12 protein-coding genes are annotated in these 14,162 nt (G+C 44.0%); 7 read left to right on the forward strand and 5 right to left on the reverse strand.

The genetic code is table 11. The features are described 5' to 3' along the window. Nucleotides 1-18: 18 nt before the first annotated feature. The 4 genes from nirD (at nucleotide 19) to narL (ending at nucleotide 4,586) form a co-directional block, all read left to right on the forward strand. On the forward strand, nucleotides 19-345 hold the full coding sequence (gene nirD / locus DBX26_RS17810) for a nitrite reductase small subunit NirD (protein ID WP_118120300.1): 327 nt from the start codon (nucleotides 19-21) through the stop codon (nucleotides 343-345). A gap of 89 nt (nucleotides 346-434) precedes the next feature. Continuing rightward, complete coding sequence (locus tag DBX26_RS17815) at nucleotides 435-1,904, forward strand: NarK family nitrate/nitrite MFS transporter (RefSeq protein ID WP_020333804.1); 1,470 nt, start codon at nucleotides 435-437, stop codon at nucleotides 1,902-1,904. 173 nt (nucleotides 1,905-2,077) lie between these two features. Continuing rightward, nucleotides 2,078-3,832, forward strand: a complete 1,755-nt coding sequence (locus tag DBX26_RS17820) for a bifunctional protein-serine/threonine kinase/phosphatase (protein ID WP_118120302.1) — start codon at nucleotides 2,078-2,080, stop codon at nucleotides 3,830-3,832. A 109-nt stretch (nucleotides 3,833-3,941) separates the two neighbouring features. Next, nucleotides 3,942-4,586, forward strand: coding sequence for a two-component system response regulator NarL (gene narL, locus DBX26_RS17825; protein WP_118121226.1), 645 nt, complete (start codon nucleotides 3,942-3,944; stop codon nucleotides 4,584-4,586). A gap of 176 nt (nucleotides 4,587-4,762) precedes the next feature. Here the strand turns inward: narL and DBX26_RS17830 are convergent, their stop codons facing one another. The 4 genes from DBX26_RS17830 to DBX26_RS25750 all read right to left on the reverse strand — a co-directional run bounded on the left by DBX26_RS17830 (nucleotide 4,763) and on the right by DBX26_RS25750 (nucleotide 7,493). Continuing rightward, complete coding sequence (locus tag DBX26_RS17830; RefSeq protein ID WP_065303468.1) at nucleotides 4,763-5,623, reverse strand: sterol desaturase family protein; 861 nt, start codon at nucleotides 5,621-5,623, stop codon at nucleotides 4,763-4,765. Nucleotides 5,624-5,630: 7 nt separating this feature from the next. Continuing rightward, entirely contained in the window at nucleotides 5,631-6,641 is a 1,011-nt protein-coding gene (locus DBX26_RS17835) for a DUF2804 domain-containing protein (protein WP_118120304.1), read from the reverse strand. A gap of 180 nt (nucleotides 6,642-6,821) precedes the next feature. Further along, the gene (locus tag DBX26_RS17840; RefSeq protein ID WP_118120305.1) at nucleotides 6,822-7,289 is read right to left on the reverse strand and encodes an OsmC family protein; all 468 of its coding nucleotides are present in this window, start codon (nucleotides 7,287-7,289) and stop codon (nucleotides 6,822-6,824) included. A gap of 81 nt (nucleotides 7,290-7,370) precedes the next feature. Then, on the reverse strand, nucleotides 7,371-7,493 hold the full coding sequence (locus DBX26_RS25750; protein ID WP_014233989.1) for a membrane protein: 123 nt from the start codon (nucleotides 7,491-7,493) through the stop codon (nucleotides 7,371-7,373). A 364-nt stretch (nucleotides 7,494-7,857) separates the two neighbouring features. Between DBX26_RS25750 and DBX26_RS17845 the strand changes: the two genes are divergently transcribed. From DBX26_RS17845 to DBX26_RS17855, 3 genes are all read left to right on the forward strand, one after another. Next, the gene (locus tag DBX26_RS17845) at nucleotides 7,858-10,518 is read left to right on the forward strand and encodes an EAL domain-containing protein (RefSeq protein WP_118120307.1); all 2,661 of its coding nucleotides are present in this window, start codon (nucleotides 7,858-7,860) and stop codon (nucleotides 10,516-10,518) included. 186 nt (nucleotides 10,519-10,704) lie between these two features. Further along, the gene (locus DBX26_RS17850) at nucleotides 10,705-12,084 is read left to right on the forward strand and encodes a nodulation protein NfeD (RefSeq protein WP_118120309.1); all 1,380 of its coding nucleotides are present in this window, start codon (nucleotides 10,705-10,707) and stop codon (nucleotides 12,082-12,084) included. 9 nt (nucleotides 12,085-12,093) lie between these two features. Beyond that, nucleotides 12,094-12,876 (forward strand): slipin family protein, encoded by a 783-nt coding sequence (locus DBX26_RS17855; protein WP_014233986.1) that lies wholly within the window; start codon nucleotides 12,094-12,096, stop codon nucleotides 12,874-12,876. A gap of 99 nt (nucleotides 12,877-12,975) precedes the next feature. On the opposite strand, the gene choV is transcribed toward DBX26_RS17855, so the two are convergent. Next, nucleotides 12,976-14,160 (reverse strand): choline ABC transporter ATP-binding protein, encoded by a 1,185-nt coding sequence (gene choV, locus DBX26_RS17860; RefSeq protein WP_118120311.1) that lies wholly within the window; start codon nucleotides 14,158-14,160, stop codon nucleotides 12,976-12,978. Nucleotides 14,161-14,162 lie beyond the last annotated feature (2 nt).

A 14,162-nucleotide genomic window follows, 5' to 3' on the forward strand; every position in this document is an offset into this window, starting at 1 on the left:
AATTTTAGGAGAATCGATATGAGTAACTGGATATCAATCTGTGAATCAACTGCCATCGCACCCAACACCGGAGTTTGCGCCAAAGTAGATGATAAACAAATCGCGGTGTTTTTCAGCCAGCGCACTAACTCTTTGCACGCCATTTCTAACTTTGACCCTATTGGTAAAGCCAATATTTTATCGAGAGGGATTCTTGGTTGTGTGGGAGAGATATTGTGTGTTGCCTCGCCTTTATACAAACAACATTTTTGTCTGGAAACAGGCAAATGCATCGAAAACCCAGAGTATAGCGTGCCGATTTATGAAGTCCGAAATAACAACGGCATGATCGAACTGAGACAGTAACGAGAAGCAAACGCCAAAAACTGTGGCATTGCCTTAACAACACAATCAAGGCAATGCCTTCGAAATGAATCTTATAAGGATTATTGAACATGGAAAGCTCAAAATTCACCCTCTTTTCTTTTAGTGGAAAAATGAAGATCCTCCATTTAAGCTGGATGGCATTTTTTATTACCTTTGTTGTTTGGTTTAACTTTGCACCGTTGCTACAAATGGTCAAAGAATCACTTGGCCTTTCAAGCCAGGAAATTAAAACCTTGTTGATTCTAAACGTTGCACTGACTATCCCAGCGCGCGTACTTATCGGCATGTTTACCGATCGATTTGGTCCGCGAATTGTGTATTCAGCACTGCTGGCTATCTGCTCCATCCCATGTTTTATGTTCGCCTTTGCAGATTCGTTTATACAAGCAGCCATTGCACGATTCCTGCTTGGCTTTATCGGTGCAGGTTTCGTTATCGGTATTCGTCTTGTTTCGGAATGGTTTCCGCATAATCAACTCGGAACCGCGGAAGGCATTTATGGTGGTTGGGGTAACTTTGGTTCTGCCGCAGCCGCATTTACACTACCAACTCTAGCATTAGTCTTTGGTGGCGAGGATGGCTGGCGCTATGCGATCGCTTTGACGGGTGTAATGAGCCTTCTGTTCTCTGTTGTGTTTTACAAGAACGTATCTGACACACCAAAGGGCGCAACTTACTTCCGACCTAAACACTTGTCAGCAATGGAAGTGACATCAAAAGGCGATTTCTTCTTTCTTTTAGCAATGAAAGTACCAATGTACGCTGTACTCGCTCTACTGGCATGGAAGTTGTCACCAAGCAATATCAATATGCTTGAACAAGGTGTGGTAAACGCGATTTACGCGGGCCTCGCGTTGCTTTACGTCATCGACGCGAATCAGGTTTGGAAGGTCAACAAGTCGATTTTCAAAAAGCCCGTTGAACCTATTCATCAGTACAAATTCAAGCAAGTAGCGGTTCTAAACGTCTTGTACTTTGCGACATTTGGCTCTGAACTCGCCGTGATCTCCATGTTACCACTTTTCTTTTCTGAAACCTTTGAACTATCACCGGTCGTGGCAGGCATGGTGGCATCCGCTTACGCATTTATGAATCTGATGTCGCGTCCGGGTGGTGGTCTAATCTCAGATAAGTTTGGTCGTAAACTGACACTTCTCATTCTGACAGCAGGCCTTGCCGTGGGTTATTTCCTGATGGGGCAAGTCAATGAAAGCTGGCCAGTTTGGTTAGCTGTGGCTGCTGCAATGTCTTGTTCATTCTTTGTGCAGGCAGGTGAAGGCGCGGTATTTGCAACGGTTCCACTTATCAAGCGTCGAATGACAGGGCAAATCGCAGGTATGACAGGCGCGTACGGCAATGTTGGTGCGGTGACTTATCTGACCATCTTATCGTTTGTCTCATACCAAACCTTCTTCTTCGTGATTGCTGGTACTGCAGTGATCGGGTTTGCTGCTCTGATGTTTATGGAAGAGCCATCAGGAAAAATTGCAGAGGTTAACGAAGATGGTAGTGTCACTCTGATTGATGTGTCTCACTAAATTGCATCAGTATTAGAGGTTTATCGGGAGATATTGAGCTTTACTGATTTATATATGCAAAGAATCACCAAATTAAGTAATGCCTCAATATCGTTCAAGAGCTCGACCAGTTTTGGTTGGGCTTTTGTTCTTGTTTCTTTTGATTGTGGGAAAGTGCGGCAAGGAAGGTATCAATGTTAGTTCAGGAAAAGTCAGCTCAAGAAATACAACATATCGAATTTTCCGGATGCTCTTTGGTGGGTAAACGAGACGAAAATCAAGACGCCTTTATCGTCAAGTATCCAACGACTCGTGATGAATTGATTCACAAAGGGGTTGTGGCTTGTATTGCCGATGGCGTGAGTTGCAGTAATCATGCTCAACAAGCCAGCCAGACCGCCACCACTCAATTTGTTACCGATTACTATGCAACCCCCTCAAGCTGGAGCATTAAACGTTCTGCGATTGAATTACTCACCAGTTTAAATAGTTGGCTCTATAGTCAGGGCAAAGATCAACTTTACCATAATGGTATGGTAACGACTTTTAGTGCCATTGTGATTAAATCCAATACTGGGTACATTTTCCACGTTGGTGATAGCAGAGTTTATCTCTATCGCGATGACACACTGACTCTCCTAACCCGGGATCATCAACGCACTAATTTCGGCCACCAAAGTTATCTGACTCGAGCCCTTGGTATGGATGAAAAAGTCGAAATCGACTTTCTCACATTAGCGCTCAAAGAAAACGACACCATAGTTTTAACCACAGATGGGGTGCATGAGACCTTAACTAATGAGGAAATCAAACAACAAATTAGCAGCGCAGACTCCTCTGAAGCCCTTTCACAGGCTTTATGTAACAACGCTTTATTCAAAGGAAGCACTGACAATGTAAGCTGTACCGTATTGAACGTAAAAGAATTACCCAGCTTCAACTTGACTGAATACCAAACAGCCTTACTCGCGAACAACATTCCACCAGCATTACACCAGGGTCAAAGCCTCGATCATTTTGAAATATTAGATACCCTCTACGAAGGCCCACGCAGCCACGTCTATCTCGCTTTTGATCGACAAAAAGGTGGCAATGTTATTATCAAAGCGCCCTCACTAAATTACAGTGACGATCCGGAGACATTAAAACGATTTGCCAACGAGCAATGGTTCTCGACTCAATTGGACAGTCGCCGAGTAATGAAAATGTATCCAAGGCCCGTTCATTCAAAATTCATCTATCAGGTTTGCGAGTACATTGAGGGAATAACGCTGCGCCAATGGATGCATGACCACCCTAACCCACCTTTGGATTCAGTGCGTGAAATACTGGATGGCATCGTAAAAGCAGTTCGGGTTTTCCAACGTGCGGATATGGTGCATCGCGATTTGAAACCCGAAAACATCATGATCACACCAAATCGTGAGGTAAAGATCATCGATTTTGGTACGGTTGAGGCAAAGGGCCTGCGCGAGATACAACAAGAAGAAGCCACGTCGTTTCCGCTTGGATCGGTCAACTATACGGCTCCCGAGTACATCAATACTGGGGAAGCGAGTACACTCTCTGATCTCTTTTCTATCGGCATTATCGGCTACGAAATGCTCACCGCTCATCTGCCATATAAGGAACATTCACAGCAAACACTGCAGCAGGCTCGGCACGTCAGGTGGGATTACCACTCGATAAAAGAGTATCGGGAAGATATTCCGCTATGGGTAGATCTCGCGTTTAAAAAGGCGACCGCTGAGATCCCAACCAATCGGTATCAGGCTCTTGGTGATTTTATTGCTGATCTTTTCACGCCAAATACCCAACTATTAAACGGTGTCGACAACAAACCTTTATTAAAGCGCAACCCCATTTTATTTTGGAAGTCCCTTGCTTTGCTCGCTTGCACTGCTGCAGTGATTGAAGGGCTACTTTTACTGCGCTTTGCCCCTAATTAACCGCAAGAAGTAAGAGAATTTTTCCGAAGCTAAAAATAATTGTAGATTTAGTGGCCCTAAATCATGATGATAAAGTAATAAACACATGGAAGCGTTAAAGGAGTTAACGGTGAGCTCAGAAGAAGCAACGATAATGTTGGTCGACGATCACCCGCTATTTCGCAGTGGGTTGCGACAGCTGATTGCCTTGGAAGAAGGTTTGCAAGTGATTTGTGAATACAGCAACGGAACTGATGCAATTGAAGGTGCCGTAGAGCATGATCCGGACTTGATTATTCTCGATCTTAACATGCAAGGAATAGACGGCTTAGAAACTGTTCGCCAAATGAGAGAAAAAGGCGTCACCTCACGTGTTGTGATGCTGACCGTTTCGGACAATGAAGATGATGTTCTTAACGCAATTTCCAGTGGTGCGGATGGTTATCTGCTGAAAGACATGGAACCAGAAGACATTGTGACTAACATAAAACAAGCCGTACTAGGCCAACTTGCCTTGTCTGACCGACTGACCAAAGTACTGCTTCAGTCATGCAATAAACCGAAAAAACCTGCGCAAGAAAGCCCTCTCAAAACGCTCACCTGTCGCGAACTTGAAATTCTATCACTCATCTCTAAAGGCATGAGTAATAAGCTCATCGCTCACGAATTGAGCATCACAGACTCGACAGTAAAAGTCCATGTCAAAAATCTTTTGAAAAAGCTCAACGTCAGTTCCCGCTTAGAGGCCGCAGTCTGGATGATAGATAACCAATAGCTCGATCTTTGAATGACGACTTGCAGGAATTGAAAACCTAATAACACCATTCTAAATTCAGCATGATCACATCGACCTCAACGGAAAGAGGCTTAAGGAACAATACCAATGTGACGACTAACACCGCATTCACTTACATTGGATATAGACGACGAAAAGGCGATAAGTTTACCTTACTATGAGTCCCTGGAATCCGTTGGTGGTGAAAACAAACATTGCCAGCGTTGACGCCACGTTAGCGAGGGCTGGCAGACGTCTCGAAACATATCCTGCCACTCGGCAAAGGTCACTTTTATAGGGTTAAAGCTGTTCACTGGTTTAGATATCCCATAACGTACCGTTTCGACCTCTGGCTCAAAAGAACCAAACATACGATCCCAGATGATAAGTACGCCCGCATAGTTTTTATCTATGTATTGTCGATTGATACCGTGATGTACACGATGGTGAGACGGGGTATTAAATACCCATTCCAATGGACCAAGCGAGCGTATCGACTGAGTATGAACAAAAAACTGTAACCCCAGATTGAGCAATACCGCGAAGATCACCCATTTCGGTTCAAAGCCTATCACCACTAAAGGCAACCAAAAGATCCACATACCGGCAAGCGGATACATTAAGCTTTGACGAAAGGCAGTACTAAAATTCATTCTTTCAGAGCTATGATGGACAACATGAGCCGCCCACATCCAGCGAATACGATGGCTAGCGCGATGAAACCAATAATAGAAAAAATCTTGAAGAACCAAGAGCATTAAGAACGTAGAAATACTGATTTCAATGTCAAATAAGCGCCAGCCAAAAAGCCATAAATAAAGTTGAGAGATAAACAAACCTGCGAGAATATCTGTCGCTTGGTGAAGACCGGCCAATACAAAATTACATGTCACTTCAGGTAGGACATAAGTTGCGTTCTTCGGTAAACGACCTCTGCGCTGGCCGAACCAGTACTCTGAGAATATGCAGAGAAAAAATATTGGAGCCAGAATCAAAAGCAGCAGCTCAGGACGCTCCATCAATATTGACCAATCCATCTATTTGCTACCATTTTGCGTAGTGATCTTCGGTTAAGCCGACGACTTCATTCAACTCATGCTTATTGCCATTTCCATCAATGACAAAGCCATTAAAATGTCCCATATATTGACGAAAATTACTTTTGAGAAGCCAGAAATTCTTTCTTTCTGAACGACAGTTTAACGGCGTGAAATTGAGTTCAACTCGCCCATCCTGAGAGGTGATTTTCCATTCTTCATGTGGGTTATTGCGTGAAAAATGAAAGTGCACCGGCGCCAGCAGATGACGCTCACCATTCACCCAAAGCACATTTTCGCAATAGCCCGTTTCGTTGACACCCACGGCGAGATTAAGACCTAAACGATCGGAGTCTTGCATATGGTTGATACTCGCCCATCGCCAACTTGTTTCTCTTCGCATGTATCCTGCCGAGAAATCGTACCCTGCAGAAACTTTACTCAGATCTTGTTCTTGACCCAGAATAAACAGGTTACCAGCGACCGATAAGCCATTGTGCTTTTGCGTATACGTCCAGCCAGAGTAACCCGTTGGCGTGCATAACATCAACGGGCTGCTTTGGAGTTCAGGATGTAAGCTGATTACCGCATTGACTGAGCCAGACACAAAATGGACGTGCCATGTACCTTCCTGGATGGAAAACTGGATCGCGTCATCCGCCAAAGTTGCGGAGCTTGACCAACTTGATGGCTCAGTTTGATAACCAAGATTGAAAGGTTTCAGCCACTGCTGTTCAACGAGTTCGTTGTTTTTAATGTCATAAAGATAACAAAAACCGGAGGCCAAATAACGAATATCAGCGATCGCAATGCCTATGAGATACTCAGGAGTAACCAGAGAGACAAACTGGAATTGCTTGTAGCCGAAATACTTACGCAATTTCGATGCAGGTCGGTCCATCTCATTCCGGTATTCGAAGCGATCAAGCTGTAACGATTTAGGCATGGCTTCAAGATGACCAAACGTCGGGGTGCCGTCCGTTTGAATAAACGACTCCAGTGGGGTGCGGCTCGTCATGTCTTAATCTTGTCGGGTTAACATATGCAAACAATAACATTAATTTAACAAATGACATTTGCGCTGACGCACAACAATGTCATTTCGTCTCATCGACATAAGCTGACATTGTCGCGTGCGTCTCAGTAAATTTAGCCGATGTTATCTAGGCAAAACCCAAAGTGGAGTGGTGAATTTCGGTTACGTAAGAATATTTGTTACTACTTCAGTTTTTACAGAGTTAGCAATAAAACAGTTTTCATGCGCCATATGATGCATTTTTTCTAACTGTTCGTGCGTGGGCTGTTTGTCGCCCGAAAACACGATGCTGGGATTCAACTCCACACGAGAAACCCACTCTTTACCATTGTCCCCTTTTGTGAGCTCACCTTCAGCAGCGTCAACATAAGAGTCAATGACATACCGACGTTTGGCGGCTATCGATAAAAACACCAACATATGGCAGCTCGAAAGTGCCGCAACAAACGCTTCTTCTGGGTCGACGTTTTCCGCCACGGATAGAGGAAGAGGTACGACATGAGGGGACGGAGAAGCAGGCACCTGCAAGCCGCCGTCAAACGTCCACGTATGCGCGCGACTGTATTGATTATCGCTGAAAATCTCGCTTGCTTGGCGCTGCCACTGAACCATGGCGGTGTGCTTACTCATACGAACTTCCTATCTATTTGAATATCTGCGTATTGCTCTAATGTGTGGCAGGTGTTTGAGCGACCTGCCATAAGGTTCAAATTAGTTGAAATATGACAATAGTCGATGGAACCAAGTGATCTCTCCATAGGCAATCAAATCATAAATGGTAAAGAAGATCATACAGATAATGGCTAATTTGGCTAAACGGTAAACAATAAACATGACAAATTCCTTTGTTTTTTGACAGTTTACTATCACCTACGCTATTTATAAACTCAGATGAACATTCGTTCTCTTTTCATAAAAAAGTATGAATAGCGCCGAGTATACAGAACAAGGTTATTAGGTGGTTTTTATGGGGATCTATATGGTTAGTAGCCAGACGAGATTATGCAACGACACTGTATAACTATTTCTCTAACTCATTTTTAACAATTTGAACTTACGTCAAAAAAATATAGTATTAGATGCCATACACTTGCAAAAAACTTATACCTATTACCATTTTTTAATGCAAACATTTCGCTTATCTAACTTAAATCTCCGCTATAAGACCGCTTTATACTTCTCACTTGGTTTGCTTGGAATGGTACTAAGTTGTTTATTTATAAGTCGCTATTTTTTCCTGTATAGCATCAATCAATTAGAAGACATGGAAATTAACCATGCAAACCAGCAAGCACTCGCTGTGGTTGACTTGATGGTCTCCCAACAGACAACTAACTCTTATGACTGGGCATATTGGGATGAAACTTACGATCTGTTTCTCGATGATCCCGACATTACAGGTTACACCGAGCGAAACCTCTACTTAGAAACTCTCAATTCGTTGAGTTTGGATATGATGTCGTTTGTCACGGTCACAGGACAAGAATTGCTATCGCTAACCCGACAAAATTCCTCTGAAATATCGTCTGCTTTATCGGCTAAAGTGATACGACACCCGCTCATTCAACAGCATATTGCATCGATGAAACAAGAGCCAGATGCTGAGCGGACTCACCTCTCTGGTTTATTGAAAATCGATCAAACCATCTGGGGACTGAGTTTAACTCCGGTAAAAAACAGTGAGGGTAACCTTGCCTCAAATGGCTGGTTGTTGTGGGGAAAAAATTTGACGACACGCTTTCCCGGTGACTTTACGTCTATTCTTTTCGCTCAAAACTCATTAACTCCCCTATTATCTCCACCAACTAACGATGATCTTGTACAAGAGATTAAAAAATCCTCGGCAGGTATTACAAAATCTTCCATGTTGAGAGATCTGGAAGGTTCTCCCATTGCATGGGTAGAGACAGAAATGAAACGTGATTACTACTCTAAAGGTAATGCTTTATTTCTCTACTTATTCGCCGCTGTCGGGGTGGTGGCATCAATTATAGCAATGGCGACGTTTTTCATTTTCAGAAAAAAAGTGTCAGCTCGATTCAATCACTTCGCTGACAATATGTACAAAATCGCGTCGGAATATAAGCTTGAAGGGGTTCAGTCAATTAGCGCTGACGAACTGGAACTAGCGTCTAAACTGGTGCAGAAGCTTTCTGACAATACATCGATGACACAATCGAAGTTAAAGGATTCAATGCATAACTTCAGCGCGTTGTATAATAGTTCTTCGCTGGGTATGCTTTTCGTGATTGAGCGTGAAATTGTCGATGCCAACCCCCGAGCGTTAGAAATACTCAATCATCAAAAGCCGGATTTGATTAAACGTCCTCTCGAATACCTTTGTTCTCACAATCTAGGCGAATCTGGACTCGAAGAGATGCTGATTGAGTTAGAAAACGGCCGAACATTGTTTGAAGCGCAACTTCTCGACGGTCAAGGTGATACGATCGACTGTCTAATTGAAGCCGCATTCATCCAACACCACGGCCAGCATGCGATCATGCTGCTAATTCAGGACATTCGGGAAACCAAACAACAAGCCGAAATGATCCAACAATTGACCGATTTAGACCCAGTATCTGGGTTCTGTAATCGTCCCGTCATCGTCGAAGCGCTTGATAAGTTGGTGAAAACTCAACCCAATCAGTTCTCGTTCATTTTGCTAAAAAGTAAGCAACTTAAACAGATCGCGGAAGTATACGGACACCAAGTGTTTGATGAAGCCGTAGTTCACATTTCTCGGTTGATACGTGAGGCGTTGGGGCAATATAAAATTGGTCGTATCAGTGAATATGAATTTGTCGTCCTAATTCCTAAAGGTGTAAACCATCATGATGTCATTGAATCCACCAACCATCTGTTAAACCAACTTTCCTATAGGACCGTATTTGCAGACATTACTGTGTCTCTTAATAGCAAAGCCGTGATGATGGATCCTCAAATTACGCATCAGCCAGCCGAACATCTGTTGATGGCCGCTCGCCACTCCGCACAATCGTTAAGCGGACGTAAGATTCGAGAGGTTTTCGTTACTGGTGAAGCACAGTCTGATCAAGCAGAAACCGTGAATATTATTAACCGTGATTTAGAAGCGGCAATACATCAAGACGCCATCATTCCGCACTTCCAACCCATTGTTGATGCACAATCCGAAGATGTAATAGGTTTCGAGGCCCTTGCTCGCTGGCAACACACGGATTTAGGTATGGTTCCGCCTGATGTTTTCATACCAATGGCTGAACAAAGTAAACTCATTATTGAGCTTGGAGAGTCCATTCTTAAACAATCTTGTGCGTTTATTGGACAACTTAACCAAGTTCGCCATGCTAAAGGACTACCACAGCTTTCGGTTCACATTAACTTAAGTGCCCGTCATTTTTATCACTCAAGGCTTATTTCATACCTCACGACGCTGATTGATGAGTACCAAATCTCTTCAGGAAGTATTGTGCTTGAAATTACCGAAAGCATGTTAATGGGGACTGAAGCCGACTCAATTCACTGCATTAATGAGATAAAGCGCCTCGGCGTTCTACTTGCGCTGGACGATTTCGGTACTGGCTTTTCCTCTTTCAGCAGTATCTGCAACTTCCCACTGGATATTGTTAAATTAGACAAGTCCTACGTTGATGAAATTGAATTCAATGACCGAGCCAAAACACTGGTACGTAACATCGTCAATATGTCTCAGGAATTAGGATTAACGATCGTTGCTGAAGGCGTAGAAACAGCAAGTCAGGTGCGTAAGCTCAAAGTCTGGAACATCAATAACCTACAAGGTTTCTATTTTTACAGACCGATGCCAATGGATGATGTACTGAAAACGTTTTCTGTTCATCAGGTCAACGAGTTGCTCTAATAGAAGGGAAAATGGCTCCAACTCTTTCCCCGCTCCTTGTTATCCTCTGTTCAACCGTATCGGGTTGTTCAAACTGCCATCCGATTAAATAAATCTATAGCGCTGTGCTCATACTGTCCTGTTACTTGCGTATATACTTTAAATAAGCTTTTCAATAAGTCCCTGTCACTGCACTAGGAGGACTGTATGAAATGGACACGAATATGGCTATTATCGCTTATCCTGTTTGCTAGTCAGGCATTGGCTAACACGGTATGGATCGTCCCGGTCAACGGTGCTATTGGCCCCGCTATTAGTGATTACCTTTCCAGAGAAATAGAACAAGCCCAACAGGAAAACGTCAGTTTAGTCATTTTAAGGATGGACACACCGGGCGGACTGGATAGCTCGATGAGAGACATTATTCATGCCATCACTACTTCCTCCATTCCCGTCGCAACATGGGTTGGACCATCGGGTTCTCGAGCAGCCAGTGCGGGTACTTATATTCTTCTTGCCAGCCACGTCGCAGCAATGGCAGAGGCTACAAATCTTGGCGCTGCTACACCTGTCGCATTGGGTGGTGGTGCACCAGGAGCCCCTTCCCCTAGCGACGATCAAAACGAAAAAGCCAAAGACCAACAAGAAACTGAAGATGGCACCTCTGAAAAAGTCCCGGCTAAAACAGCGATGGAAAAGAAAGTCATCAATGACGCCAGAGCATATATAAAAGGGTTGGCTAAGCTTCACGATCGCAATGCTGAATGGGCGGAAAAAGCCGTGAGTGAAGCGGCAAGTCTCGACGCTCAGGAAGCGCTAAAGCTGAATGTCATTGACTATATAGCAAATTCACCCGAAGAGCTGGTTCAGGCTATTAACGGAACAACCGTTAAAATAAACAATCAGCCCGTGACATTATCATTGGAAAACCCTGTCTGGGTAGAAAGAGTCCCTGATTGGCGTGCGGAAATGCTTGCCGTCATCACCAATCCCAACGTTGCTTACATTCTGATCCTTATTGGTATCTATGGTCTACTTTTAGAGTTCTACAATCCCGGAATTGGCTTACCCGGCGTATTAGGTGGCATCTGCTTGCTACTTGCGATGTACGCACTACAGATGATGCCCGTTAACTACGCTGGTCTGGGGCTACTACTACTCGGCATTGCGCTAATGATTGCGGAAGCATTTAGCCCGAGTTTCGGAGTTTTGGGCTTGGGCGGTGTGGTTGCCTTTATTCTCGGTTCGATATTCCTGATGGACAGTGACTTACCGGGTTTTCAAGTCGCATTGCCTTTAATCTTTGGCCTTGCCATTTTTTCAGTTGCGCTGATCATTCTGACTGTCGGTATGCTGGTTAGAATACGGCACCGAAGGGTCACGACTGGTCTTGAAACCTACCCTGGCAAACAAGCAGTCGTAAGCGATGATTTCATTGACGGTGAAGGTCGCGTGCAAATGGATGGCGCATTTTGGACCGCCAAAGATGAACTAAACCAAGGACTCAAACAAGGTGACCAAGTTACCGTTGTCAATGTGAAAGGGCTAACCTTAACGGTAAAGCCAAATGACCGCCCTAATGAATAGGAGGCGAATATGTTGCTCTACACTGTTTCTGTAATCCTGGTTCTGTTGATCGCATTAGCGACACAAATTTTCAAAGTTCTGCGCGAGTACGAACGTGGCGTAATTTTCTTCTTGGGTCGATTTCAAGAGGTAAAAGGCCCTGGCCTGATCATCTTGATTCCCTTTATCCAACAAATGGTGCGCGTAGACCTGCGAACTGTCGTGTTGGACGTACCGACACAAGACCTTATCACGAAAGATAATGTGTCTGTTCGCGTAAACGCTGTGGTCTATTTTCGCGTCGTCGACCCGCAAATGGCTATCAACAATATTGAGAGCTACAGCGAGGCGACCAGTCAGTTAGCGCAAACAACGCTTCGTTCAGTATTAGGGCAGCATGAGCTAGATGAACTTCTTTCTGAGCGAGAGCGACTCAATAAAGATTTGCAGTCCATCCTCGATCAACAAACGGATGACTGGGGTATTAAAATAGCCACCGTTGAAGTTAAACATGTCGATTTGAATGAAAGTATGGTTCGAGCGCTTGCTCGTCAAGCCGAGGCGGAGCGTAATCGTCGTGCAAAAATCATCCATGCGACTGGTGAATTAGAAGCGTCTAACAAGTTAAAAGAAGCGGCACAAATGCTAAATGAAGCACCAAATGCCTTGCAATTGCGCTATATGCAAACGCTAACTGAAATTACCACCGATAAAACTTCGACAATTATTTTCCCGATGCCAATTAATTTAGTTGAAGCGGTACAAGATATTGCGAAAGCAGTGAATAAGGACAAAGAAAAGAAAGAGCAATGAGCAGAGTAAATTGAAATTAATTTCGACTCGATAGACAAAAGCCGCAGCGTACCAAAGCTGCGGCTCTTTTTATTCTCCGAACTTTCTGTTCTGGAGTTATCAAGCCACTTTATCTGACCTGAAGTTACCCAGTAGTGCATTGTACAACTCATTGTCGCTCAATATGCCGACCAACTGGTTATCTTCAACCATCAATAAAGGCTGGTTACTGCGCTGTTTAAGCTCTATCGCTTCACGCATACTGATATCCGGGCTAACCTGAACCAACGTATTTTCTTTCACATCATCAAGGTTCGATGATTCGCTATCCCAAAGAATCAACAGCTTATCAGTATCAATTAACCTCAATCCTTTCGGATCTTGCGACACCCAAATGTCTTTATCAGCACAGATGAGAACACGTTCTTCTTGACGTACCAGAGCATCACACGACTGCATTAAAGAACGGCCTTTAAGCACGTTTAACGGGTTAGTATGTGCCACGAAGTCAGCCACATAATCGTTTTCTGGTGTCAGAATGATCTGTTCTGGCTTGCCATGCTGAATCAGTTTGCCCGATTCCATAATGGCAATGTTGTTACCAATTTTAAGTGCTTCATCCAAGTCATGACTTACAAATAATATCGTTTTATTCAACTTCTCTTGGAGCAAAATCAGTTCATCCTGAAGCTGCGCACGAATTAATGGGTCAAGTGCTGAAAACGGTTCGTCCATCAATAAGATGTCAGTGTCCATCGAAAAGGCGCGAGCCAAGCCAACACGCTGCTGCATACCGCCAGAAAGCTCATGAGGAAACTTGTTTTCCCACTCTGACAATCCCACCATTTCTAACTGTGCACGTGCTTTTTCACGACGCTCAGCTTTGCCAATGCCTTGCATTTCCAGTCCAAACGCCACGTTATCTAAGACCGATAACCAAGGCATCAAAGCGAACTTCTGAAATACCATAGAAACACGATGAGTACGTAAATGGCGAAGCGTCTGTTCATCACAGTTCGCCAGTTCCACCATGTCGTCACCATCTTTGATTTTCAGTGAACCACGGGAGATATCGTTCAATCCGTTCACAGTACGAAGCAAGCTGGATTTACCCGAACCGGATAAGCCCATGAGCACACAAATTTCACCTTGTTTCACGCTCAACGATACGTTGTCCACACCAACGACCTGACCAGTTTCATCGATAATTTCTTGTCGCGATTTACCTTGGTCTAGCAGGTTCAGCGCTTGCGTTTGCTGTTGACCAAAAACCACATCAAGGTTTTCAATAGTAATTGCGTCCATGA

Origin of the sequence: Vibrio sp. dhg (assembly GCF_003443775.1) — a bacterium.
Lineage (GTDB): Bacteria > Pseudomonadota > Gammaproteobacteria > Enterobacterales > Vibrionaceae > Vibrio > Vibrio natriegens.

Coding starts and splice junctions, on each gene's coding strand:
- nirD (WP_118120300.1), top strand. CDS start 19: ATGAGTAACTGGATATCAATCTGTGAATCAACTGCCATCGCACCCAAC.
- DBX26_RS25750 (WP_014233989.1), bottom strand. CDS start 7,493: ATGTTTATTGTTTACCGTTTAGCCAAATTAGCCATTATCTGTATGATC.
- DBX26_RS17835 (WP_118120304.1), bottom strand. CDS start 6,641: ATGACGAGCCGCACCCCACTGGAGTCGTTTATTCAAACGGACGGCACC.
- choV (WP_118120311.1), bottom strand. CDS start 14,160: ATGGACGCAATTACTATTGAAAACCTTGATGTGGTTTTTGGTCAACAG.
- DBX26_RS17830 (WP_065303468.1), bottom strand. CDS start 5,623: ATGGATTGGTCAATATTGATGGAGCGTCCTGAGCTGCTGCTTTTGATT.
- DBX26_RS17845 (WP_118120307.1), top strand. CDS start 7,858: ATGGTACTAAGTTGTTTATTTATAAGTCGCTATTTTTTCCTGTATAGC.
- DBX26_RS17850 (WP_118120309.1), top strand. CDS start 10,705: ATGAAATGGACACGAATATGGCTATTATCGCTTATCCTGTTTGCTAGT.
- DBX26_RS17815 (WP_020333804.1), top strand. CDS start 435: ATGGAAAGCTCAAAATTCACCCTCTTTTCTTTTAGTGGAAAAATGAAG.
- DBX26_RS17820 (WP_118120302.1), top strand. CDS start 2,078: ATGTTAGTTCAGGAAAAGTCAGCTCAAGAAATACAACATATCGAATTT.
- DBX26_RS17855 (WP_014233986.1), top strand. CDS start 12,094: ATGTTGCTCTACACTGTTTCTGTAATCCTGGTTCTGTTGATCGCATTA.
- DBX26_RS17840 (WP_118120305.1), bottom strand. CDS start 7,289: ATGAGTAAGCACACCGCCATGGTTCAGTGGCAGCGCCAAGCAAGCGAG.